Here is a 24741-nt window from a genome sequence, read left to right on the forward strand (position 1 = left end):
AAAATAAAGCTCCAAGTGGAGCTTTATTTGTTTTTGAGATGCTGATGAACATATTGCCTTATATACGGAACCACTTCCTCTTCAAACCACGGGTTTCTTTTTAGCCACAGCGTGTTTCTCGGCGACGGATGAGGTAAAGGCAGGTAATGAGGTGCCCATCGGTGCCAGTCCTTAACAGTTTCTGTCAACGTTTTGGGTTTATCTCTCAGATAGTAATTTTGCGCATATTGCCCGATGAGTAGCGTCATGCCGACGTTTGGTAACTGCTCTAGAATTGCACTATGCCAAGTTGGAGCGCACTCTTTTCTTGGGGGTAGGTCGCCGCTTTTTCCTTTCCCTGGGTAGCAAAGCCCCATCGGCATAATCGCAATTTGTTTCGCGTCGTAAAACTGGGCTTTGTCCAACTGTAACCACTCCCTGAGTCTATCACCGCTGGGGTCATTCCAAGGAATGGAGGTTCGATGCACTTTCAGGCCTGGTGCCTGACCTATAATTAGCAGCTTTGCTGATGGGCTTGCTTGGATGACGGGGTTACAGCCATGCTCTAAGTGAGGCTCGCAGATATCGCATTGTCTAACTTGATATAAAAGTTGTTCTAGTTTGCTCATGCTGGGCCGCTTAATAACCTTTGTCGATATTTACTTGGTTTAGTAGCGCAAACCCATCTCGCCATCTTTGGAAGTTTTTAGTAAAGATATCAAAGACTTGTTCAGGAAAGCTTAAGGCAGCTATGTGCGGGGTAATGGTGATGTCGCGGCGAGCCCAGAAAGGGTGTTCATTAGGTAGGGGCTCCGTATCGAACACATCTAAGTAAGCGTGAGCAAGCTTTTGGTTATCTAATGCGTCCAATAGTGCCGATTCGTCAACAGCACTCCCTCGGCCAACATTAAACAGCAAGGCTTGACTGCAGTAGCTCAGACTTTCTTGATTGAAAATATGATGGGTTTCTGGCGTGTTCGGCAGGGTGTTAACAATGACATCGGCGTTTTTGAACGCCGTAGCCAACTCTTGGATATGGTAGGTGGTATCAAATGGACTGTTTTTGGCGGGAATACCACTGCGATTTACCCCTGAGACATGAATGCCGAACGCTTTGGCGGTAGTGGCCAAATAGCTGCCAATCGAGCCTGTTCCAAGAACCACCATCTTTAAATGGTTCAGTGATTGATAAGGTATAGGGTGCCAAGTCGATGCTTCTTGTTGCTTGGCGTAGTGCTTAAAGTGGCGCTGATGCTGAATAAGATAGCCGAGTACGTATTCCGATATTTGCTGGCCGAAGATGCCTTTCACATTGGTTAATTCACCACTAAACTCATCTAAAGACGGAAGCAGTGCGTCAACTCCTGCGAATATGGATTGAATCCACTCAACATTGGGAAACTGTTCAATCTGCGATGAGGCGAGTGGAGGAGAGGCCAATAGTATATTCGCCTCTTCGCGAGAGGTGCTGATCTCTAAGTCTGGCAAATTGGCTTGTTCGAGTAACGCTTGGTACTTCGAGTCATCTTCCGTCAGAAGATACACTTTATAAGTGAAATTGTTCATCGGCTTGCTTTTTTCCCTGCTGGTTATCAAGTACACTTTCGCTGTTTATTTCAACAGACCCTAAGAGTCGTTATGCTACAGAATCCTCTTCAACTTCGCCTTGAGAAGTTTGAACCCTGGAAACAGATTACCTTTATGGCGTGTCTATGTGAACGCATGTATCCAAACTATGCCATGTTTTGCCAAACGACAGAGTTTGCTGAAGCGAGAATTTACCGGGATATCCTAGATAGCATCTGGGAGCAACTGACGGTGAAAACCGCTAAAGTGAATTTTGAGCGCCAGCTTGAAAAGTTAGAAGAGATCATTCCTAGCTCTGAAGATTTCGATTTTTACGGGGTTTACCCAGCCATTGATGCTTGTGTAGGTTTGTCGACGCTAATTCACGGCTTGCTGGACCGCGATTACTTGTATGAAAACATGCAAAAACTCAGTCAACAATCGGTGATGACGGTAGCACAGCTAGAAGAAGCTCAAACGGGCGAAGAAATTACCAACGAGAATCAAAAAGATAATGAAGCTGTTTGTGCTGAGTGGGACGTGCAGTGGGCCATCTTCCGTCCGTTGAAGGATGCGCAAGAGCGTGATATTGAGTTGATCAAAGACCTGCGCGCTGAGCTTAAAGATGAAGGCGTGAGTAATATCGGTATTGCGGTGTAGGGGGCTCTCTTGCTCTGTTAATGTTTGATAGCAAAAGGGTTGATGCATGACATCAACCCTTTTGTTTTAGTAGTCTTCTTTCTTCGAGTTTTGGTCGTCCGACTCGTCATCATCGTCGTCACGATTCTCGATTACCCCGTGGCGCTCTTTCCACTTTTCCCAGCGCTCAAAAGCCAGCTCTTGCATGTCTGTGGTGCGATCGGCTTCGTCGACAATTTCTTCTCCGACTAAGTGTTCGAAAATATCTTCTAGGGTCAATATACCTTGAACCGTGCCATATTCATCGACAATCATCGCCAGCTGAAAACGGTTCGCCATCATCTGTTCGAACGCTTTCGGTAGCACAATCGTATTCAGTAGCACATGCACTGGACGCATCACCGAACCAAGTTGTTTTTCACCACAGCCGCTTTGTTGTAGCTTGAACAGCTCCAAACGATGTACAAAGCCAATGATGTTGTCTGTTGACTGACTGTAAACCAAAGGTCGTGAGAATGGAGTATCGCGATACTCGCTCAAGAATTGGTTGATACTCATCTCTGCGTCTACTCGGAAAACGACAGGGCGAGGAGTCATCACTTGTGTCACAGGGACATCTTGGATGCCCAATAGATTGTTTAGGATTTTGGTTTCACCCTCTGCAAACTCACCACTCTCTTTGGCTAGAATTGCCATCGCAGACAGTTCATCACGCATTTTTGGCGCTTCATGACCGCTAGCCAAGCGTTTGGTGATTTGTTCCGAGAACCAGACAAATGGAGTCAGCGCCCATACCATCCAACGCAATGTGGTCGCGGCTGTAGGCGCGAGTTGACGCCAGTACGTTGCACCTATCGTTTTTGGCACGATTTCAGACAGGAGTAAGACAGCAAACGTCAGGACCGCAGAGAAAACCCCTAACCACTGGCTACCAAATACGGCAGCTGCCTGTGCACCAGCAATCGCTGCACCAATGGTATGAGCGATAGTATTCAGGGTTAAAATTGAGGCCAGTGGTCGGTCGATATCGGTTTTGAGCTTGGTTAAAGCCTCTGCCGCAGGGTGCCCTTGCTGGCGCAATTGAGCAATATAGCTAGGTGAAATACTTAGAAGCACCGCCTCTAACACAGAGCAAACAAACGATACGCCAATGGCAACAGAGACGTATAGAGCTAGCAGAAACATAACTTTCCTATGAAGATTAATGTATGACCGACACTTCTCAGCGAGTCGGGCTTGGTATTCTTGTTATACCCGAAAACGGTGCCAGTATCACGACCGAAATTGGTATTCAAGCCAACGGGATTTTCACGCTTTATAAACCTGGTCTGATTGGTTTTTATCCGCTCTAATGCCTGTAAAATCAAGCTTCTCAGGCTTTGAGCAAGCTATAAATAAGGTCGAAAATGGTTAAAAACAAGGGATCAATTCGCTCTGGCTGGTAACAAATTGTGAGTTAATACTCAGATTATGGTTAAAAGTACGTCATGAGAGCGAAAGATCGCTTACAAACCTTTGCCAGATGGGGCATTTATGCTTTAGAGTGAGTTGAATTCGATAACATATGAGAAGGGAAACCTAATGAACAAGACCCAATTAATCGACTTTATCGCAGAGAAAGCAGACCTATCTAAAGCGCAAGCTAAAGCTGCTCTTGAAGCAACTCTTGATGGTGTGACTGATGCACTTAAAGAGGGTGACCAAGTTCAACTAATTGGTTTTGGTACATTCAAAGTTAACCACCGTGCAGCTCGTACTGGTCGTAACCCAAAGACTGGTGAAGAGATCCAAATCGCTGCAGCAAACGTTCCTGCGTTTGTATCAGGTAAAGCGCTGAAAGACGCCGTAAAATAATTAATACAACGACTCCAGAGTTTTTTGCTGGAATTGTTTAAAATACGCCAAGGTAGCCTCTATCTTGGCGTATATTTTTATTATGAAGAAAATTTTATTGTCAGCACTGGTTGGCGTTCTTGTGACTGGTTGTTCATCCGGTCCGTCAACGGCAAACCTTGAACAGTTCTCTGAATATACTGGTGGGCGCTCTATGGGCGACGCCACTAGCCTATATTGGTACACAGAGCGGCTTTCCAATCCATTTACCGCAGCAGATTATGTTACGGCAGGCGATTATGGCTGGTATAAAACCAGTTACCGTTGGTCAGAAGCTCAGTTGCGCGAACTGGTGCGTGAAGGTGAGCAACGTAACGATGACCAAGAGTTGGTGTCGTACCGAATTCATGTGCGTTTTAACAAGAATGGTGAGGCGGTTTATCAGCAGTATCGATTAGATGGACGAGTATTGCCCGTCAGTCGTGATAAGTTGGCATGGCTGAAACAAGAAGCGCTTGATATCGCAACCATTAGTAAGCAGCAGGAAAAAGATGGCCTTGAGCTTATCCAAGGGTATTGGGATGGCAGTACTTTTGAAACCTGTTCAGAGAATAACTACTCAACGATCGAGTTCAACCAGACTTTGCCTAGCTTCGTTGTTGATCGTTTGTCTTCAGTCGACAACTACATTGCGCTTTTAGGATCAACTCGCGGAAACAAAGTGACGGTCAAAGAGCTCTTGATGCTGGCAGAAGATAGCCAAGATTGTATTGAGCGTCCGAATTTAATCGAAGAATAAACCGACTATCGAGATCAAAAAGGCGCTCATAAAGAGCGCCTTTTACCTAATGTGCCAACTGAAATTGCTGTCTACTTCTCTTGCTCACGTGCAATCGCACGGTAGCCGATGTCGTTGCGGTGGAACATACCATTCCAACTAACCTGCTTAGCCAGTGCGTAAGCTTTCTCTTGCGCTTCTGAGACGCTATTACCTAGTGCTGTTGCACACAGTACACGACCGCCATTAGTCACAACTTCACCCGCAGCGTTATTTGCAGTACCCGCGTGGAAAATCTTTTCACCTTCTGCTTCTGCCGCTGGTAGAGAGATAACATCCCCCTTGGCGTAGTCAGCAGGATAACCGCCAGCAGCGAGGACAACACCGATAGACGCGCGAGGATCCCATTTAGACTCTGCTTCATCGAGTTTCTCATCGATAGCCATCAAGCATAGCTCAACAAGGTCAGACTCCATGCGCATCATGATCGGCTGCGTTTCTGGGTCACCGAAGCGGCAGTTGTACTCGATAACTTTCGGCGTGCCGTCTTTGTCAATCATAAGACCTGCGTATAGGAAGCCTGTGTATGGCGCGCCTTCAGCGTCCATACCACGTACCGTTGGGTAGATAACTTCTTCAAGGATACGCTCGTGGATTTCAGGCGTTACCACAGGAGCAGGAGAGTATGCACCCATGCCGCCAGTGTTAGGGCCAGTATCTTTATCGCCTACGCGTTTGTGGTCTTGGCTGGTGGCCATTGGTAGAACGCTTTTGCCATCGACCATCACGATGAAACTTGCTTCTTCACCTTCAAGGAACTCTTCGATAACCACGCGGCTGCCTGCTTCGCCGAAGGCGTTGCCCGCTAGCATGTCTTTGATTGCATCTTCTGCTTCTTCAAGAGTCATCGCAACGATAACGCCTTTACCTGCCGCAAGGCCGTCAGCTTTAACTACGATAGGCGCACCTTGCGCACGGACGTAAGCTAGAGCAGGTTCAATCTCAGTGAAGTTTGCGTAAGCGCCTGTTGGGATCTTGTGGCGCGCTAGGAAGTCTTTAGTGAATGCTTTTGAGCCTTCTAGCTGTGCAGCCGCTTCGGTTGGGCCAAAGATTGGTAGACCTGCTTCGCGGAAAGCGTCAACCACACCGATAACTAGTGGCGCTTCAGGGCCAACAATTGTCAGCTCGATTTTCTTCTCTTGCGCAAAAGCAACCAGTTCAGAAATTGCTTCAACGCCGATGTTTACATTCTCAAGCTTTGGCTCAAGCGCTGTACCTGCATTACCAGGTGCAACAAATACTGTCTCAACATTTGGGTTTTGTGCAGCTTTCCAGCCTAGTGCATGCTCACGACCGCCGGCACCAATAATCAATACATTCATGTTTTAAAATCCTTATAGCTGCGTCAGTGTCTTTATTTCTGTGTCAAACATGCTCACTTATAGTCATAAGCTCCGCGTGTTTTCCTTGAACTAAAACCACTGACTTGCTCTGCGCAGTTTAAATATTTCAAATATTAAAAAGCTAAGTATTAAGTTTTACTCAAAGTAGTTGGTGCTGTGGCTAGGCAACAATTGAGCCCATCTCCGGGAGCATAGCCAGCTATGTGACCGGGGTGGGCGAAAGCAGTTAACGACGCCACAGTGCCAAATACGAAGAGAAAATTAGTGGCGGAAGTGACGCATTCCGGTAAAGATCATCGCCATGCCGTGTTCGTCTGCTGCTGCAATAACTTCATCATCACGCATAGAGCCGCCTGGTTGAATCACACACTTGATGCCCGCTTCAGCCGCCGCGTCGATACCGTCACGGAATGGGAAGAATGCATCAGATGCCATTACACAGCCTTCAACTTGTAGACCTTCGTCCGCCGCTTTGATGCCTGCGATTTTCGCTGAGTACACGCGGCTCATTTGGCCTGCGCCCACACCGATTGTCATGTCACCCTTCGAGTAAACAATCGCGTTTGATTTCACGTATTTCGCAACTTTCCAGCAGAATAGCGCATCTTTCAGCTCTTCTTCGGTTGGCTGGCGCTTAGAAACCACTTTTAGGTCGTCTAGGCTTACCATGCCTTGGTCACGGTCTTGAACCAGTAGACCGCCATTCACGCGTTTCACGTCAAAGCCAGTGGTCTTAGTTGTCCACTCGCCACACTCAAGTAGACGCACGTTCTTCTTAGCTGCTACTACTTCAACTGCTTCTGCTGAAACAGATGGTGCGATGATGACTTCAACGAATTGACGTTCAACGATTGCAGATGCTGTTGCTGCGTCTAGTTCTTGGTTGAACGCGATGATGCCGCCAAATGCTGACGTTGGGTCAGTCTTATATGCGCGGTCGTAAGCTTCTAGGATGTCTTTACCTAGTGCTACACCACATGGGTTTGCGTGTTTAACGATGACACAAGCGGGCTCGTCGAACTCTTTCACACACTCAAGAGCTGCGTCAGTGTCAGCGATGTTGTTGTAAGAAAGGGCTTTGCCTTGGATTTGGCGAGCAGTAGATACTGATGCTTCTTCAGGGTTTGATTCAACGTAGAAAGCGGCTGCTTGGTGGCTATTTTCACCGTAGCGCATGTCCTGCTTTTTCTCGAATTGCTGGTTGAAAGTACGTGGGAATTTAGACTCTTCGTCACCCTCTTTGTTCTCTCCGTAAGAAGGAACCATAGTGCCGAAGTAGTTAGCGATCATGCCATCGTAAGACGCTGTGTGCTCAAACGCTGCGATAGCTAGGTCAAAGCGAGTGTCTAGTGTAAGAGACGTGTCGTTCGCGTCCATTTCAGCGATAACGCGGTCGTAGTCGTGTGCATTAACCACGATAGTTACGTCTTTGTGGTTCTTCGCTGCAGAGCGAACCATTGTTGGGCCGCCGATGTCGATGTTCTCAACTGCGTCCGCTAGAGTGCAGCCTTCTTTTGCTACTGTTTCTGCAAATGGGTAAAGGTTTACCACAACCATGTCGATTGGGTTGATGCCGTGCTTTTCCATTACGTCGTCATCTTGACCACGGCGACCTAGAACACCACCGTGAACTTTAGGATGTAGAGTTTTAACGCGGCCGTCCATCATTTCAGGGAAGCCAGTGTAGTCAGAGACTTCCGTTACAGAGATGCCTTTTTCTGCCAGTAGGCGAGCCGTACCACCAGTAGATAGAATATCGACACCGCGTTCAGCGAGTGCCTGAGCGAATTCTACAATGCCAGTTTTGTCTGATACGCTGATAAGTGCGCGGCGAATAGGACGAGCGTTACTCATGCTTCTATTTCCTCAAAGTCACAGTAAGATAAAGATGTTTGCCAAAAATGAACTTGTTTTTACTTTGCTCGTTGAATTAGCAGTAAAATATTGGCCAGTTTTGGTAAAGACCTTTGTTAGCACTATTGCTATTGAAACAGTCTCTGAGATTGATGGCGCGTATTCTAACCAATTTATTACAAAAAAGCTCGCGCAATCGTTTGGCATCGCAAAAATAATTGCAAATAACTCGCTCTTTGGCTTTAAACGTAACGAAAACGTTAATTAGGACAATTATGTTTCAGATTGGTGAATTGGCGAAACGCTGCGGTGTGACTGCAGATACGCTTCGATTTTATGAGAAAAATCAGCTAATAAACCCCGCAGGCCGCAGTGAATCGGGCTATCGCTTGTACAATGAAGAAAATCAGCGGCAAGTCAGCTTCATCTTGAAAGCAAAAGATTTAGGCTTGAGTTTGGATGAAATTAAAGAGCTTTTAGAGATAAAACTTGAGGCAACCGAGCACAGTTGCGCTGAGGTAAAAGCGATCACTACGGCCAAATTGAGGCTGATTGATGAGAAGATCCGTGAATTGACCAGAATTCGCAGTGCGTTACGGAAGATAAATGATGCTTGCTGCGGCCACGTAGATGATGATGCGAGTCATTGCTCGATACTTGGTGCGTTGGCGGACGATGAGCGACACAGCGAATCGTGCTGTGACGAGGTGGCTCAAGTTAAGAAGCGATAAGGATTTTGGTTTTATTGCTGTCCGAGTCGATTTTCATATCGGGCAGGTTGGCATAATAGATCGTGACCTGATTGCGGCCAGTATGCTTGGAGTAGTACATGGCTTTGTCTGCTTGAACCAACAAGGTTTTGACATCAGAAAGCGTGTCGTCAGCTTCGGCAATACCAATACTGACCGTAGGATAAATCAGTTTGCCATCTACCTCACAAGGCGTCATTTCGATCGATTCACGAATACGTTCAGCAATATCATAGGCTTGAATTGCGCCAATCTTGCTGAGCATGATGCCAAACTCTTCTCCTCCTAATCGGCCAATAGCATCGCTAGAACGAATCTGCTGTTGGCAGATGCGTGCGACGTGAGCGATCACCTCATCTCCCGATAAGTGACCCACTTGATCATTGATCTCTTTAAAATGGTCGATGTCGATCATCAAGCAACTGACGTGCTCTTTAGCTTGTCTGGCTGCCATAAAGGCTTGATCGAGCTCTAACATGAAAGCTCGGCGGTTGAGAACCTTAGTCAGTTCATCCGTTTCAGAGAGACGCTTTAAAGTTTGCTCACGCTGATGAGCATCGGTGATATCTCGTTCTTGCCACAAAACATATTGCTTACCTGCAAGCGTGCAAAGCGGCTTGATTGTCGCTTCAAACCAGGCTTCACCATGCAGTTGATCCAACTCTTCAATTGAGAGCTGTTGGCAGTCGAGAGGCGAAATGGCGTATTGAATGACGCTTGGTTTCTGAGATTTAAGGACACTGTTGAGTGCTTGCAGTAATTCTTCTGCTTTAGGCTTGCTGAGAGTCGTGCTCAGAGAGCTTGTCTTTGACGTATCTAGGCGAGTTGCGTGGAACGTACCACCAAACCCTTCGACAAATTGACCATATTGATCGAGTACAAATAGCTGTTCGGGGAGCTCATTCAGCAATAGCTGGAGCCATTCTTCCCGTTGCATATCAATCATGTAGTTCAATCCAGATCACCAAAGAACTGACCATTATATAAGGGTGTTTGTTGTGATCAATCTCAATAGATCACACTTTGATTATAATTTAGTCAATAAGTACTACGTTCGGTACGAGCTACAAAATTTCGGACCAACAGAAAAGAAAAAGCCGAATCGGTAAGATTCGGCTTTTCCAACGTCAGAAATAATGCACTAACGAATTAGTTCATGCCGTATTTCTTAAGTTTCTTGCGAAGAGTACCGCGGTTGATACCCATCATCGTTGCTGCGCGAGTTTGGTTACCGCGAGTGTACTGCATGATAGTATCTAGTAGTGGCTGTTCAACTTCAGCTAGAACTAATTCGTATAGCTCTGTTACTTCTTGGCCGTTTAGCTGTGCCAAGTAGTTTTTAAGAGATGCTTTAACAGAGTCACGTAAAGGCTTTTGAGTAATCTGGTCTTGTGACGTTACTGTAGTTACTGTTAATGCTTCTGAAGTCAGATTTTGTTCGAACATATTCGGTCTAGCTCTTCTCTTAATTATGATGCAACGTTAAACCCGTCATACCTGCAGCAATCGCCGCAAATATTTAGGCTAAATCAAAATAACCTTCTAATGCTTCAAGTTGCAGCTCTGCTACATCGATGGCATTGAAGGTACGGCGAAACTCACTTGCTTGTTCATGTTCTTTTAGGTACCAACCCACGTGCTTACGCGCGATACGTGGACCTAAATACTCGCCATAAAACTCATGGAGCGCATTCACATGACCAAGCAGGATGTCTTTCACTTCCGCAAGGGGAAGATCAGGCATCGTCGTGCCGTTTTCCAAAAAGTGTTGGATTTCCTGAAAAATCCACGGACGACCTTGGGCAGGGCGTCCAATCATCAAAGCGTCTGCCCCAGTATACTCTAAGACAAATTTTGCTTTCTCTGGGCTATCGATATCACCGTTAGCAATAACCGGAATAGAGATCGCTTGTTTGACCGCTTTAATGCTGTCGTATTCGGCCTCGCCTTTGTACATACATGCTTTGGTACGTCCGTGAAGGGCGAGAGCTTGTATGCCGCAGTCTTCGGCTAATTTAGCGATTTGGACACAGTTTTTGTTGTCTGTATCCCAGCCAGTACGGGTTTTTAATGTCACAGGAACATCGACTGCATTCACCACAGCTTTCAGGATATCTTCGATGATATCTGGATACTGTAGTAGCGCAGAGCCGGCTAGCTTTTTATTCACTTTTTTGGCTGGACAGCCCATGTTGATATCGATGATTTGCGCACCGTTTTCAACACTAAACTGAGCAGCGTCGGCCATAAGCTGTGGGTCAGCACCCGCAATCTGTACAGAGCGAATGCCCGATTCGCCTTCATGTACCATGCGCTGCTTTGATTTTGAGGTTTTCCATAGTTTCGGATTAGACGACATCATTTCACTGACGGCCATACCCGCACCATAGCGGAGACACAACTCTCGGAATGGTCTATCCGTCACACCTGCCATAGGGGCAACGATGAGATTGTTCTTAAGTTGGTAATTTCCGATTTTCAAAATATCAAACAGCTTAGGACCAGTAAGGGCGCGCATTTTACGCATTTTTTAGCGCCGTGAAAAGACTAATATTTGAGCATTTACAAATTGTTTTCGCAAAATGCCCAAAAATCAGTCAATTAACTCGCAAAGTCTTGTCTAGCCTTGCTTGCGACCAGAGATGCGACACCATTCACTCTGCTCTTTGATAGGATCAATGTGAAGCTCGTCACGGTAATAGTTAGCAACATCTTCCGCCTGCGTATCCAAAACACCGGACATTGCCAGCTCACCATTTGGCTTAACCAATGACTTAATTATTGGCGAAAGATCGCGCAGAGGACCCGCTAGGATGTTCGCTACCACAACGTCGGCGATCAGTCCTTCAGGTTGATCTTGAGGAAGGAACACTTCCAGTTGCTCAGCAACGCCATTACGCTCGGCATTGTCTTTAGAGGCGAGCAATGCTTGAGGATCAATATCGATCCCGATAACTTTCTCAGCACCCAGCTTGATCGCAGCGATCGCGAGAATGCCCGATCCGCAGCCAAAGTCGATGACGGTTTTACCCGTTAAATCTAAGCCTTCTAGCCATTCAAGACAGAGAGCCGTAGTAGGGTGAGTCCCAGTACCAAAGGCCAAACCTGGGTCTAACATTACGTTGACCGCGTCAGGCTCAGGGATGTCACGCCAGCTTGGGCAAATCCATAGACGCTCACCAAATTTCATTGGGTGGAAGTTATCCATCCACTCGCGTTCCCAGTCTTTATCCTCAAGTTGCTCAACTTTGTAAGCAAAGCCTTCAGGAAGTAAACCGCTGAGCTTAGTTTGCTCAATGATGAAGTTGGTGTCAGCCTCTGCATCATAAAGTGCAAGGATATCAGTATCACCCCACAAGCGTGTCTCACCCGGTAGAGGCTCGAATACAGGGGTATCGTGAGCATCTAGAAAGGTAACAGAAAGGGCGCCCGTTTCTTCCATTAACATATCGCCGATCTGTTCAGCGTTATCATTGGTCGCGTTGAGTTTGATTTGAATCCAAGGCATGAGTATCAGCTCTTTACTTGATTGATGTGATTTGGCGCAGAGTGTAGCAGAAATTGGCCATTTTTATAGGTTATTAAATGCCCTAAACAAAAATGCCCACCGAAGTGAGCATTTGTTTAAGCGAGAGAATCTAGGTTTATTGCAGACCCAGTTTTTTCTCTAGGTAATGAATGTTCGCACCGCCGTGCTGGAAGTTCTCGTCATTCATAATCATTTCTTGCAGAGGCACGTTAGTCTTGATGCCTTCAACAATCATTTCACCTAGAGCGTTCTTCATACGAGCAATCGCTACGTCACGGTTCTCACCGAATGTGATCAGTTTACCGATCATTGAATCGTAGTGAGGTGGGACTGTGTAGCCCGTGTAGATGTGCGATTCCCAACGTACTCCCATGCCGCCTGGTGCATGGAAGCGTTCAATCTTACCCGGAGACGGTAGGAAGCGCTCTGGATCTTCCGCGTTGATACGACACTCAATCGCATGGCCGCGAATCTTGATGTCATCTTGCGTAAATGACAGAGGTTGACCCGCTGCAACACGCAGCTGCTCTTTGATTAGGTCGACGCCTGTGACCATTTCAGTCACTGGGTGCTCAACCTGAATACGAGTGTTCATTTCGATGAAGTAGAATTCGCCGTTTTCGTATAGGAATTCGAATGTACCTGCGCCGCGGTAACCGATTTCTAGACACGCACGAGTACAACGTTCACCGATGTACTTACGCATTTCTTCAGTAATACCTGGAGCGGGCGCTTCTTCGACAACTTTTTGGTGACGACGCTGCATAGAACAGTCACGTTCACCTAGGTGGATAGCACCGCCTTGACCGTCAGCAATCACTTGAACTTCAACGTGACGAGGGTTTTCTAGGAATTTCTCCATGTAAACCATGTCGTTGTTGAATGCCGCTTTTGCTTCTGCGCGCGTCATTGCGATTGCTTCAATTAGCTCGCCTTCGCTACGAACCACACGCATACCGCGACCGCCGCCGCCACCAGAGGCTTTGATGATCACTGGGTAGCCGATGCGTTTCGCGTGCGCTTTGTTCTTCACTTCATCGTTATCAAGCGGACCGTCAGAGCCAGGAACACAAGGAACGCCAGCTTTCTTCATTGCCGTGATCGCAGACACTTTGTCACCCATCATGCGGATGGTGTCGGCTTTAGGACCCACAAAAATAAAGCCGCTGCGCTCTACTTGCTCGGCAAAATCTGCGTTTTCAGATAAGAAACCGTAACCTGGGTGAATCGCTACAGCGCCTGTCACTTCTGCTGCAGAAATGATGCGCGGGATGTTCAGGTAGCTGTCGATACCGCGAGCAGGACCGATACACACGGTCTCGTCTGCCAATAGGACGTGTTTTAGGTCGCGGTCTGCTGTTGAGTGAACAGCAACCGTTTTGATGCCTAATTCTTTACATGCGCGAAGAATTCGAAGTGCGATTTCACCTCGGTTCGCGATGACTAATTTATCTAGCATAAGAGAGAGCCTCTATTATTCGATAACAACAAGTGGTTGGTCGAATTCAACTGGTTGGCCGTCATCAACTAAGATAGCTGTTACTACGCCAGACTTGTCAGCTTCGATTTGGTTCATCATTTTCATTGCTTCAACGATACATAGTGTGTCGCCAGCGTTAACAGATTGACCCACTTCAATGAATGCTTTTGAGTCTGGGCTTGGAGAACGGTAGAAAGTACCTACCATTGGAGAAAGAACTTGATGACCCGCTGGTGTCGCTGGCGCTGCTGCTTCTGGAGCTGCGGCAGGTGCCGGTGCTGCCGCTGGAGCAGGAGCTGCTACAGGTGCTGGCGCTGCTGCGTAATGAATTGGCGCTGCAGGTGCTGCGCTGCCGCTACGACTGATGCGTACCGACTCTTCACCTTCAGAGATTTCTAGCTCAGCAATGCCAGACTCTTCTACTAACTCGATAAGCTTCTTGATTTTACGGATATCCATCTTTTCTTTCTCTTTTATCTTGTGAATAAGACAGCTCAATAGAGCTGCAGAGTGATTCTGTGACGTTAATAGCCAGTGACTTTAACGTTTGTTGGGTTAGCTTGCCTGCAACTTGTTAATGGCTGCCGACAATGCGAATTCATAGCCTTGAGCCCCTAAACCACAAATCACCCCTTCTGCTTTATCAGACAGGTAAGAGTGATGACGGAAAGGTTCTCGGGCATGTACATTGGATAAATGCACTTCGATAAATGGGATGGCAACGCCCAGTAGAGCATCACGTAGCGCGACACTGGTGTGCGTAAACGCTGCTGGATTGATAATAATAAAATCCACGTTGCCATACGCTGTGTGGATTTTTTCAATCAGTTCGTGCTCGCGATTTGACTGTAGATGTTCCAGTTCTACATTGGCAAGTTGTGCTTGTTCGGTCAGGGAATCAATGATCTGCGAAAGCGTTTGAGAACCGTAGTGAGCGGGTTCACGTAGCCCTAGCAGGTTGAGATTTGGACCGTTTAAGACAAGAATGCGTGATTTTGCTGTCATTATGTCGCTATCTTCCTAGTACATGAGTCGAACTTAGATATTCCCATATTATCGTCGATTCAGCATGGTTTCTTTGTAAGAAATTCGGCTGGATCTTTGAAATAGACCCAGATTATAGCTAATTCAGCGCATTTAGCAGCAATTTACTGGTCTAATCAGCCAGAGGTGCGGGGCGATTTTGCAACCAAGGTAACAAAATTGGTCATATTCGAGCCATTTCCTAGGGCGATTTTGTGCTCCAACAAACAAAAAAGTCGCCACATAAGCGGCGACTTTGGGTGTTGGTAGGTGTTTTAAACAGGTTTGGCTTATACCAGCTCTGCTTTCTCTGCGATGAGTTTATCAACCACGCTTGGATCGGCGAGCGTTGAGGTATCTCCTAGGTTACTGGTATCGCCCGTCGCAATCTTACGCAGAATACGACGCATGATTTTACCTGAACGCGTCTTCGGTAGAGAGTCTGTCCAGTGCAGCACGTCTGGTGTTGCAATTGGGCCAATCTCTTTACGCACCCAGTTTTTCACTTCTGCGTGCAGTTCTGCGCTTGGGAATTCACCATCATTAAGCGTGATGTAAGCGTAGATAGCCTGACCTTTGATATCGTGTGGGATACCGACAATCGCAGCTTCGGCAATCTTATCGTGTGCAACCAGTGCTGATTCGATTTCAGCAGTACCCATGCGGTGGCCCGATACGTTTAGAACGTCATCAACACGGCCTGTGATCCAGTAGTAACCATCTTCATCACGACGAGCACCGTCACTTGTGAAGTACATGCCTTTAAAGGTAGAGAAGTAAGTTTGTTCAAAGCGGTCGTGGTCACCGTAAACAGTACGCATCTGACCTGGCCATGAATCTAGAATTACTAGGTTGCCGTCTGTTGCGCCTTCAATGATGTTACCCATGTTATCAACAAGAGCAGGCTGAACACCGAAGAATGGACGCGTTGCCGAACCTGGTTTTAGATCCGTCGCACCAGGAAGTGGGGCGATTAGGATGCCCCCCGTTTCGGTTTGCCACCAAGTGTCAACGATTGGAGAGTTTTCATTACCGATGGTCTTGTAGTACCACTCCCACGCTTCTGGGTTAATCGGTTCGCCCACTGAGCCCATGATACGTAGGCTGCTACGAGAGGTGCCTTCCACCGCTTCGTTACCTTTCGCCATTAATGCACGAATAGCGGTTGGCGCTGTGTAAAGGATATTGACTTGGTGCTTGTCGACCACTTGGCTCATACGGTTGGTGCTTGGGTAGTTTGGCACACCTTCAAATAGAATGGTCTTCGCGCCGTTTGCCAATGGACCGTAGATTAGGTAAGTGTGCCCCGTAATCCAACCCACATCTGCGGTACACCAGAAGGTTTCCCCTGGTTGGTAGTCAAAGACGTATTTGAACGTCATTGCTGCATATACTAGGTAGCCGCCTGTGGTGTGAAGTACGCCTTTTGGTTTACCTGTTGAGCCTGACGTGTAAAGGATAAATAGCGGGTCTTCGGCTTTCATCTCTTCTGGTGGGCAGTCTGAAGAGACGTTCGCCGTTGCTTCATGCCACCAAACGTCGCGGTGTTCGTGCCAGTCGATGTCACCACCGGTGCGCTTCATTACGATCACTTTTTCGATGGTCTTCACTTCTGGGTTAGTCAGTGCTTCATCAACGTTTTTCTTCAGTGGTACAGCGCGACCACCACGAACGCCTTCGTCTGCGGTGATGACGACTTTCGCATCTGAATCGATGATACGGCCTGACAGGGCTTCCGGAGAGAAACCACCAAATACCACAGTGTGGACTGCGCCGATTCGAGTACAAGCGAGCATAGCAACGGCAGCTTCAGTCACCATTGGCATGTAAAGGCACACCACGTCTCCTTTGCGAACGCCTTGCTCTTTCAGTGCGTTAGCAAACTGACACACTTCTTTGTGCAGTTCTTTGAAAGTGAGTGTGCTGTCATCATTTGGATCGTCACCTTCCCAAATGATGGCAACGTCATCACCACGCTCGGCTAGGTGGCGGTCAATACAGTTAGCAGAAACATTGAGTGTGCCATCTTCAAACCAGCGGATATCGACGTGGCCTGTGTCGAAAGAGGTATTCTTTACTTTGGTGAAAGGCTTCATCCAATCGACGATTTTTCCGTGCTCGCTCCAGAAGCCGATAGGATCAGTGACCGATTGTTGGTACATGGCTTGGTAAGTATCGTTATCCGCGTGGGTATTTTTTTTGATGTTTTCTTTTACCGGATAGATATGGGCTTCACTCATTGCTTTTCTCCTTGTGCTTAATTCATTTGAATCGAGCAAGTGTCCGTTTTAAACGATAAGGTCACTTGACCCTGACGTTGTAAATTCCCTATGGCTATAACTTTCAATCACAGGCTGAGATTCGACAATTAGACTTTAGGATGAGAGAGAGACTTATGCTTAAAAATTAAGGAATTAAAACGCAAATTGAGAACTCGGTCGTATGATAATTTATCTGACGTAAGGCAAATTTAGGCTAGGAAGATCACCTTTTGTTAAGCGAACAAAGACCAAGGCTGCGGAAATCGCGTCTTGCAGAGCGTCATGTTTATCCTGCATTGGTAAGTCCAGGTGCTTGCAAATGGCATCCAGACTCAAGTCAAAATACGCATTGGGTAAATGGCGTTCGAGTTTGTCGTGATAAATCTGGCTCACTTCAATCAGCGGGTTGGGGAGGGGAAACCCAAGGTGGCGGCGACAGGCTAAATCGAGAATTTTTTTATCATAACGGATGTGATAGCCCACTAAAGGGCGATTGCCAACAAACTCGAGTAATTTAATCAGAGCCTGCTTTTCATCGAGCCCATCGACCAAATCTTGATGGCGCATTTGATGAATCTTGACCGAGCTAGAATCCAAAGATTGAGGCGCTCGTAGCCGTACTTCAAAGGGGCGGCTGGTTATGATGCGGTTATCAATAATCTTGGTGGCCGCAATGGTCACCAACTCAGCTCGATTGGGATCCAAGCTGGTGGTTTCGCAGTCTAGTGAGACATACTCGCCTTTTTGTAGCGTGCCAAACAGCGGTCGATAGGGCGAGCCTTTCAACTTGAGATACCAATAACGACGTTGAAGCCAGTTCATCGCGGTCTCCCTTAATCCCGTATCTGATAATGATAGCCAAGAAACTGTTTGAATTTCTTAACCACGTGAAAACTATGGCGCAGCAGATCGCGCTCGGTGCGTTCAAGCAGTGTTAAATCGATTCGATTACTGCTGTGTTGGTTGGCCAGCTGCTGACCAAGACGTAATTTAAAAAACAACTTGAGCGCTTCATTAAGGTTATCGGCAGTGTCATGCTCTAGAATGCGTTTGTGTCGCAATGCTTCAATACGATCAAAGGTATTGCTCTCTTCGATGCCGTATTCGAGAGCCAACGTACGCACGCCGTGGACGATAGGAAAAATGCCGCCACTTTTTAAATCGACCCCTTGCTTGTCCTTTTTTACGTTGCCAAACAGAGTGAGGGGCAAAGAGAATTGCAGCGCTGGTCGACAGAAGTCTTGCAGTGCCAACATATTGTTAAGCATCAATTCTCGAAGGTGGTGTCTTACAGGGGCAAGCAGCTCTTTATTCCCCGCGACGGCGTGAGCATCGGTAAAGATCGCCAGATCCATCACCTGCTCAGACGCGGTAGGTTTGGACCACTTAGTGAGAACTTTTTTCCATTCCGTTTGGCTCTTGACCCATTTAGGGTTGTTGACCATCACGTTGCCGGGGCAGAGTGGGTAGCCTAGCTGTTGCAGTGTGTGCGTCAGTTGATCCATCACTTTTTCACACTGATGCCAATGCAAACCATCTTTGATGATTAGAGCGTTGTCTTGGTCGGTTTTTAGGATTTGTTCTCCACGCCCTTCTGAGCCTAAAACGACCAAACAACAGTGGTCGTGAAGGGCAGGAGGAACAATCAGTTCAAAGGCTTTTTCGATGATTTGCTCATTGACCGCAGAGATAAGCTCCATGATAAATCGGGTGCGGATGCCGTTGCTTAATAGGCTATCGACCAATTGACGCTGGCGGTTTGAGGCCATCGCCAGCTCTTCAACGCAGGATGAGCGAGCAATGCTCAACGTCAGGACATGGGAGTGGGTTGAAAACGCACTCAAGATTTGCGTCATGTCCAACATGCCCACCGCTTCTTTGCCGTCAGCGACCATGACTCGCTTCATGCGATTTCGCGTCATTTTGATCATGGCGTTGAAGAGAAAGTCACCGTCGTCGATGTGCACCACAGGGAAAGTGGCAATGCGCCCAACGGGGGTATCTAACGGATGCTCATCGAGCATCACCGCATGCAGCATGTTAGTGCGTGTGATGATGCCATAAGGCAGATGGTGTGGGTCATCCAATAAGCGAATGTCGTCGTCATGCAGTCTGACCAATGCGGAGTCCAAACCGTTCTCTTTTAAGGTTTTGGTGACTTCATTCAATGGCTGTTCTGGCTGTAAAATCATTGGTGGGTGATAAATGCCACGGTCGACTTTGGTCAGGATAAACTCGGCTAAGTTTTGTTGCTGTTGCGCCGCTTCAATCAGCTCTTGCCGTTTGGCGAGGTTGGTATCGAAGTAGGCAGCAAATTGGCCGTTTTCATTATAGAGCTCGAGAAAAACCGCCTTAGGTAACAAGTAGACGAGGGTATCTTCAAGGGCGACATAATGATGTTTGGCTTGCCCCTCAAATAAGGCGCGCACATCAAATAAGTCGTCATTCGCGTAGTGAGCAAAGATCTCTTGGCCATCCTCGCTGCGCTCTTCGACCGCCCCTTTGATTAATATATAGAGATGCTGGCTGTCACTGTTGGCCTTTAAAATGGCCTCCTTTTCGCGAAAGTAAGCCACATCTAATGCGGCGCGCAGTGAGATTTGCTGTTTCTCATCTAAGCGATCAAACGGTGGGGATTGCATATTAAATTTATCGGGCATGAGCGACCTACAAGTGTGCAAGAGACCATAGAGTAAGTGTGCCTGATCTGGTTGGATTCGCCAGACGACTTTGGTCGAATTGGGGGAAACGCTGTTTTTCAGGGCTAGCCAGTTGGACAATAAGGGAAAAAATAATGGGAATAATCTTCCCTTTTAACTGGGGTAACAACGTGGATAATAGAGTTTCAGTTCTTTAGCAATCCGAGGTAACGATGCTGACCCCTACCCCCTACGGCTGGATATCCCAGTATTTTGTTGGTTTTTTCTTTGCGTATGGTGTCTATTTGCCGTTTTGGGCTTTGTGGTTTGAAGAGCAGGGCGTCTCTGCGACCGATATTGGTCTTTTGGTCGGTATTGGTTTCGCGACCCGCTGCGTCGCTAACTTAGTACTGACGCCGCGACTTCATAAAGTCGAACATTTAATGCCAGCATTACGTTGGTTAAGTTTTGCCTCGTTACTCTTTATTGCATTCCATTTCTTCACCGGCGGCAACTTCTGGATGATGGTGCTGGCAACGGTCCTATTTAATCTCTGTTGTGGTCCGGCTGTCCCGTTGTCCGATGCGATGGCGAATTACTACTCTCGCCTGAAGGTGCTGGATTATGGTCGCACTCGCTTGTGGGGCTCGATTGCGTTTATTGCAGGCTCGACCGTGGTGGGCTTTTTAGTGGCTCAATATGGCAGCGATATGATTTTGTTTACCGCATTGGCGGGGATAGCGGCGGCGCTTATCTTCTCGATGCGCAGCATCAACCCAATGCCAGTAACGGAAGTCGAAGAACACACCGAAAGACCCAAGTTGATGGACTTGCTTCGTGAAGGGCCAGTAGTCAAGTTTCTTGTCTTGGTCGCATTGATTCAAGGCAGTCACGCGGCGTATTACAGTTTCAGTTCCATTTATTGGAAAGAAGCGGGCTACTCGGAAGATATTATCGGCTACTTGTGGAGCCTAGGAGTGGTCTCTGAAGTGGCAATCTTCGCGCTGAGTAAGCGTTTGTTCGCAGGGTGGACACTGCGTGCGTTGTTTGTGGTGGCCGCTATTGGCGTTATTGTGCGTTGGGGCTTAACGGCATCAACAACGATGCTGTTGGCGCTGGTGTTGATCCAGCTGTTGCATGGAGTGACGTTTGCGATTGGCCACATTGCCGCCATCCAATATATCCAAGATTCAGAGCCACGCAAAATGGTGGCGTTGCAGGCGCTGTATAACGCGATTCCTTTGGGCGCCTTTATTGCGTTAATGACGACGTTAAGTGGTTGGGGTTACGAGCACTGGGGGGCGAATGTCTTCTGGGCGATGGCCGTAATGGGTGTATTAGCGTTGTTTATTCGTGTTGAACCTAAGGTGAAATCGCCACGCAAGGTTATGGAGCCTGAACCACAGAATTAACCCTGTCTGATTGAGTTCAGTAGATATCCTTAGTTAAATGAAAGCTCTCCATGATGGAGGGCTTTTTTATTGATGATAAAAAGAGAATCGACGATTCGATAAGGATATCTGATGCAAGGTTGGTTGGTGATCTTAGTGTCGCTGCTGTATCTAGGGCTATTGTTTCTCATTGCCTGGTACGGTGACAAGCAGACGAAGTGGTTGGCAAAATGGCGACCGTGGATTTATAGCTTGTCGATTGCGGTTTATTGTACTTCTTGGACCTTCTATGGCACGGTCGGGCAAGCGAGTAATAACCCTTGGTCATTTCTGCCCATTTATATCGCCCCGATTATTGTGTTTACCCTCGGATGGCGAATACTTGCGCGTTTGATCATCACCGCAAAACGCGAACACATTACCTCAATCGCCGACTTTATTGCTGCCCGCTATGGTAAGTCGCAAGGGTTAGCGGTGGTCGTCACCTTGATTGCGGTCGCGGGTATCTTGCCGTACATCGCCCTTCAGCTACGCGGCATTACCATGGGGCTCGAGATCATCGCGCCAGATCTCGCGGACAATGTCTCAGGGCAAGGGTTTGATGTCTCATGGTTTGTTGTCGCTGCATTAGCCATCTTCACTATGCTGTTTGGTACTCGTCATATTGATAACACCGAGCATCATCGCGGTATGATGATGGCGATCGCATTTGAATCTTTGCTTAAGTTAGTCGCCTTCTTAGTGGTGGGCTGCTTTATTCTCTATCTTGCGCTCAATCGCAGTGACATAGAACTGCTCGACATCGCCTCGCAAACCTATCAATCGCCCAATATTCCTACCTTGGTCATCCACACTTTGTTGACCATGATGGCGATCGTCTGTTTGCCGCGTCAGTTTCATACCATGGTGGTTGAGAATGAACGAGCGCAAGACCTGCATACGGCACGTTGGTTGTTCCCTGCTTATTTGGTGTTGATGGGGCTGTTCGTTCTTCCTATTGCTTGGGTGGGGCAGAGTATGCTTTCTGGCGTCAGTGCCGACACTTATGTGATCAGTTTACCGATGGCGGTAGGAGCACAAGACATTGCCTTACTCGCCTTCTTGGGCGGGACATCAGCGGCGAGTGGCATGGTGATCGTATCGACCATTGCGCTGGCGATTATGGTTTCGAACGATCTGGTGATGCCTCTGTTGCTGCGCAGAATGCGATTGTCGCAGCGCAATCATCGTCATTTCTCTGGCTTGTTGCTGGTGATTCGCCGTGCTTTGATTCTACTCTTGCTGCTCGGCGCGTGGGGCTTTTATCAAGCTTTGGGCAATATTCACTCCTTGTCGGCGATTGGTTTTCTCTCTTTTGCTGCCATTACCCAGTTTGCGCCAGCCATCCTCGGTGGAATGTATTGGCGTCAGGGCAACCGAAAAGGCGCCTACGTTGGGCTTGGATTAGGATTTACCATCTGGTTGATTACCCTGATGAGTCAAACCGACATGCTAGCCGGTGATGCCAGCAGCAACTTCTTATTGTGGGTCGTGACACCACCCGATCTATTAGAAAACGCCGGAATAAAAAGCTCCGATTGGGGCATTGTGCTCAGTGTGACTATCAATGCGATCAGCTATGTGTTGGTCTCTTTGGTTACTCGCTCAAGTTTGAGTGAGCGACTGCAATCTGCCTCCTTTGTCGGTACACCGCTGCCGGAAAGTGAAAACATGAGTCTCTACCAAAGCCGAGTCACGGTCGGTGAATTGGAGATGCTCGCGTCTCGCTTTGTGGGCAGGCAGCGGGTTCGCAATGCCTTCAAACAATATTGGATGCAGCAGCATGAAACCATGTTGCCGAATCAACAAGCGCCTTCCACCCTCATTCGCCATACTGAACGCGTGTTGGCAGGGGTATTTGGTGCCTCGTCAGCGAAGTTGGTACTTACGTCCGCTTTGCAAGGGCGCAATATGCAGTTGGAAGAGGTCGCAACCATTGTCGATGAAGCCTCTGAGCTGTATGACTTTAGTCGCGGGTTACTGCAAGGGGCGATTGAACACATTGGCCAAGGCATTGCGGTGGTTGATAAGCAGCTCAGGCTGGTGGCTTGGAACCAGCGTTATTTGGAGCTGTTTACCTTTCCGACGGGATTGATTCAGGTTGGTCGGCCGATTGCGGATGTGATTCGACACAATGCACAACAAGGGCTCTGTGGCCCGGGCGATCCGGAAGAGCATGTACGCCGCCGCGTGTATCACCTAGAGCAAGGCACGCGTCATACCTCATCACGTATCCGTCCTGATGGGCGAGTGATTGAAGTGCAAGGGAATCCGATGCCGGGTGGTGGATTCGTAATGAGCTTTACCGATATCACCGTATTTAGAGATGCAGAGCAGGCCCTAAAAGAAGCCAACGAATCCTTGGAGGAGCGTGTACACAAGCGAACTCAAGAACTGGAAAACCTCAATAAACAGCTTGTTGCTGCAACGCAACGTTCAGAGTTAGAGTCTCAATCAAAGTCTCGCTTTTTGGCTGCGGTGAGTCATGACTTAATGCAGCCGCTCAATGCTGCGCGTTTATTTGCATCGTCTTTGTCGGAAGTGGCGCAAGAAGAAGAGACCAAGAGACTCTCGCAACACATAGAGAGTGCGTTAGGTGCGGCGGAAGATTTGATTGGTGACTTGCTGGATATTTCACGTCTTGAGTCTGGGAAGCTAGATGTTAACGTGCATGCCTTTGCGATCAATGATGTGCTGGCTAACCTCAATGCGGAATTTAGTGCGCTCGCTAAGCAGCAGGGGATTGATTTCGAAATGGTCCCGAGCCAGTTGATCGTTCAGTCAGACCCGAAACTGCTGCGTCGCGTAGTGCAAAACTTCTTAACCAATGCGTTCCGTTATAATCCAAAGGGTAAGGTTGTGCTTGGCGTACGTCGCGTCGATGGCCAAGCTCGGATTGAGGTTTGGGACAACGGTACTGGCATTGAGGAAGAGAAACAGCAAGAGATCTTTGAAGAGTTTACGCGCGGTAGCCAAGTGCGATCCGATCAAGGTTTGGGCTTAGGTTTAGCGATATCCAAGGGCATCGCGCATGTGCTTGGCCACCAAATTTCAATGCGCTCATGGCCGGGGCAAGGCAGTGTTTTTTCCATTACCTTAAAAAGAGGATTGGAGGCGCTCGTCCAACCGCAAGTGCAACCAGCGGCCCCCGTTTCTGACTTAAGTCACTTGAAAGTGCTGTGCGTGGATAATGAAACGGACATCTTGGCCGGGATGGAGAATCTGCTCGCGCGTTGGGGCTGTGACGTACGCACTGCAACAGATATTGTAACGAGCTTGAAATCGATCGAAGACAATTGGCTTCCTGATGTGATTTTGTCGGACTATCGACTCGACAATGGTCGAACAGGCCTTGAGGTATTACAGCAGTGCCGATTGCGTCTGGGAGACAGCTTTGAAGGCGTGATTATCAGTGCTGACCGTACCAACGACATGATGGATGGCATTAAGTCGAATGGATTTGCCTTTATACCCAAACCAGTGAAACCGTTAAAACTAAGAGCAATTTTGAATCGAGTCTAGGTAGTTGGCTAGAAGAAGAAAGGGTTGGCATTTGTGCCAACCCTTCAATATTTCTT

The 24741-nt window shown here is 47.7% G+C and carries 23 protein-coding genes; 8 read left to right on the top strand and 15 right to left on the bottom strand.

Going from position 1 to position 24741, the window contains the following annotated elements; genetic code table 11:
* Positions 1–23 precede the first annotated feature (23 nt).
* Both OH458_RS17645 and OH458_RS17650 read right to left on the bottom strand, forming a co-directional pair.
* Positions 24–608: a uracil-DNA glycosylase family protein gene (locus OH458_RS17645; protein WP_269979305.1), complete on the bottom strand. Its 585-nt coding sequence runs from the start codon at positions 606–608 to the stop codon at positions 24–26.
* A 10-nt stretch (positions 609–618) separates the two neighbouring features.
* Entirely contained in the window at positions 619–1545 is a 927-nt protein-coding gene (locus tag OH458_RS17650) for a D-2-hydroxyacid dehydrogenase (protein ID WP_269979306.1), read from the bottom strand.
* 72 nt (positions 1546–1617) lie between these two features.
* Here OH458_RS17650 and OH458_RS17655 point away from each other — a divergent pair, with 72 nt between their 5' ends.
* A complete protein-coding gene (locus tag OH458_RS17655; protein WP_005471016.1) occupies positions 1618–2205 on the top strand; it encodes a YjaG family protein in 588 nt (195 codons plus the stop codon).
* A gap of 66 nt (positions 2206–2271) precedes the next feature.
* On the opposite strand, the gene OH458_RS17660 is transcribed toward OH458_RS17655, so the two are convergent.
* Positions 2272–3369, bottom strand: a complete 1098-nt coding sequence (locus tag OH458_RS17660; protein ID WP_269979307.1) for a CNNM domain-containing protein — start codon at positions 3367–3369, stop codon at positions 2272–2274.
* A 23-nt stretch (positions 3370–3392) separates the two neighbouring features.
* On the opposite strand from OH458_RS17660, the gene OH458_RS17665 reads away from it, so the two are divergent.
* The 3 genes from OH458_RS17665 to OH458_RS17675 all read left to right on the top strand — a co-directional run bounded on the left by OH458_RS17665 (position 3393) and on the right by OH458_RS17675 (position 4816).
* Complete coding sequence (locus tag OH458_RS17665) at positions 3393–3536, top strand: hypothetical protein (RefSeq protein WP_005471052.1); 144 nt, start codon at positions 3393–3395, stop codon at positions 3534–3536.
* 229 nt (positions 3537–3765) lie between these two features.
* Positions 3766–4038 (top strand): nucleoid-associated protein HU-alpha, encoded by a 273-nt coding sequence (gene hupA / locus OH458_RS17670; RefSeq protein ID WP_005470906.1) that lies wholly within the window; start codon positions 3766–3768, stop codon positions 4036–4038.
* 82 nt (positions 4039–4120) lie between these two features.
* A complete protein-coding gene (locus OH458_RS17675; protein WP_038192686.1) occupies positions 4121–4816 on the top strand; it encodes a DUF1481 domain-containing protein in 696 nt (231 codons plus the stop codon).
* Between the two features lie 71 nt (positions 4817–4887).
* Here OH458_RS17675 and purD read toward each other — a convergent pair whose 3' ends face one another.
* Positions 4888–6177, bottom strand: coding sequence for a phosphoribosylamine--glycine ligase (gene purD, locus OH458_RS17680; RefSeq protein ID WP_269979308.1), 1290 nt, complete (start codon positions 6175–6177; stop codon positions 4888–4890).
* Positions 6178–6459: 282 nt separating this feature from the next.
* Complete coding sequence (gene purH, locus OH458_RS17685) at positions 6460–8052, bottom strand: bifunctional phosphoribosylaminoimidazolecarboxamide formyltransferase/IMP cyclohydrolase (protein WP_269979309.1); 1593 nt, start codon at positions 8050–8052, stop codon at positions 6460–6462.
* Between purH and OH458_RS17690 the strand changes: the two genes are divergently transcribed.
* Positions 8051–8320 carry a hypothetical protein gene (locus OH458_RS17690; protein ID WP_072036399.1) on the top strand — a complete coding sequence of 90 codons (270 nt, stop codon included), beginning with the start codon at positions 8051–8053 and terminating at the stop codon, positions 8318–8320. The genes purH and OH458_RS17690 overlap by 2 nt on opposite strands.
* 7 nt (positions 8321–8327) lie before the next feature.
* Positions 8328–8783 carry a Zn(2+)-responsive transcriptional regulator gene (gene zntR / locus OH458_RS17695; RefSeq protein ID WP_005471139.1) on the top strand — a complete coding sequence of 152 codons (456 nt, stop codon included), beginning with the start codon at positions 8328–8330 and terminating at the stop codon, positions 8781–8783.
* On the opposite strand, the gene OH458_RS17700 is transcribed toward zntR, so the two are convergent.
* The 10 genes from OH458_RS17700 to OH458_RS17745 all read right to left on the bottom strand — a co-directional run bounded on the left by OH458_RS17700 (position 8770) and on the right by OH458_RS17745 (position 19754).
* On the bottom strand, positions 8770–9747 hold the full coding sequence (locus OH458_RS17700) for a GGDEF domain-containing protein (protein WP_269979310.1): 978 nt from the start codon (positions 9745–9747) through the stop codon (positions 8770–8772). The genes zntR and OH458_RS17700 overlap by 14 nt on opposite strands.
* Positions 9748–9950: 203 nt before the next feature.
* Positions 9951–10247 (bottom strand): DNA-binding transcriptional regulator Fis, encoded by a 297-nt coding sequence (gene fis, locus OH458_RS17705; RefSeq protein WP_000462885.1) that lies wholly within the window; start codon positions 10245–10247, stop codon positions 9951–9953.
* Between the two features lie 73 nt (positions 10248–10320).
* Positions 10321–11283: a tRNA dihydrouridine synthase DusB gene (gene dusB / locus OH458_RS17710; RefSeq protein WP_039484529.1), complete on the bottom strand. Its 963-nt coding sequence runs from the start codon at positions 11281–11283 to the stop codon at positions 10321–10323.
* A gap of 138 nt (positions 11284–11421) precedes the next feature.
* Entirely contained in the window at positions 11422–12309 is an 888-nt protein-coding gene (prmA, locus tag OH458_RS17715; RefSeq protein ID WP_269979311.1) for a 50S ribosomal protein L11 methyltransferase, read from the bottom strand.
* Between the two features lie 136 nt (positions 12310–12445).
* The gene (accC, locus tag OH458_RS17720; RefSeq protein ID WP_269979312.1) at positions 12446–13789 is read right to left on the bottom strand and encodes an acetyl-CoA carboxylase biotin carboxylase subunit; all 1344 of its coding nucleotides are present in this window, start codon (positions 13787–13789) and stop codon (positions 12446–12448) included.
* A gap of 15 nt (positions 13790–13804) precedes the next feature.
* A complete protein-coding gene (accB, locus tag OH458_RS17725) occupies positions 13805–14269 on the bottom strand; it encodes an acetyl-CoA carboxylase biotin carboxyl carrier protein (RefSeq protein ID WP_038139190.1) in 465 nt (154 codons plus the stop codon).
* A 96-nt stretch (positions 14270–14365) separates the two neighbouring features.
* On the bottom strand, positions 14366–14815 hold the full coding sequence (gene aroQ / locus OH458_RS17730; protein ID WP_269979313.1) for a type II 3-dehydroquinate dehydratase: 450 nt from the start codon (positions 14813–14815) through the stop codon (positions 14366–14368).
* 308 nt (positions 14816–15123) lie between these two features.
* On the bottom strand, positions 15124–17073 hold the full coding sequence (gene acs, locus OH458_RS17735; protein WP_269979314.1) for an acetate--CoA ligase: 1950 nt from the start codon (positions 17071–17073) through the stop codon (positions 15124–15126).
* Positions 17074–17283: 210 nt separating this feature from the next.
* Positions 17284–17916, bottom strand: coding sequence for a 3'-5' exonuclease (locus OH458_RS17740; RefSeq protein ID WP_038192702.1), 633 nt, complete (start codon positions 17914–17916; stop codon positions 17284–17286).
* An 11-nt stretch (positions 17917–17927) separates the two neighbouring features.
* On the bottom strand, positions 17928–19754 hold the full coding sequence (locus tag OH458_RS17745) for a DUF294 nucleotidyltransferase-like domain-containing protein (RefSeq protein ID WP_269979315.1): 1827 nt from the start codon (positions 19752–19754) through the stop codon (positions 17928–17930).
* Positions 19755–19966: 212 nt separating this feature from the next.
* Between OH458_RS17745 and OH458_RS17750 the strand changes: the two genes are divergently transcribed.
* Both OH458_RS17750 and OH458_RS17755 read left to right on the top strand, forming a co-directional pair.
* Positions 19967–21145 (top strand): 3-phenylpropionate MFS transporter, encoded by a 1179-nt coding sequence (locus OH458_RS17750; RefSeq protein ID WP_269979316.1) that lies wholly within the window; start codon positions 19967–19969, stop codon positions 21143–21145.
* A gap of 111 nt (positions 21146–21256) precedes the next feature.
* Positions 21257–24685, top strand: a complete 3429-nt coding sequence (locus OH458_RS17755; RefSeq protein ID WP_269979317.1) for a hybrid sensor histidine kinase/response regulator — start codon at positions 21257–21259, stop codon at positions 24683–24685.
* Positions 24686–24741 lie beyond the last annotated feature (56 nt).

This window comes from Vibrio sp. MarTm2 (genome assembly GCF_027587055.1).
GTDB classification, from domain to species: Bacteria; Pseudomonadota; Gammaproteobacteria; order Enterobacterales; family Vibrionaceae; genus Vibrio; species Vibrio sinaloensis_D.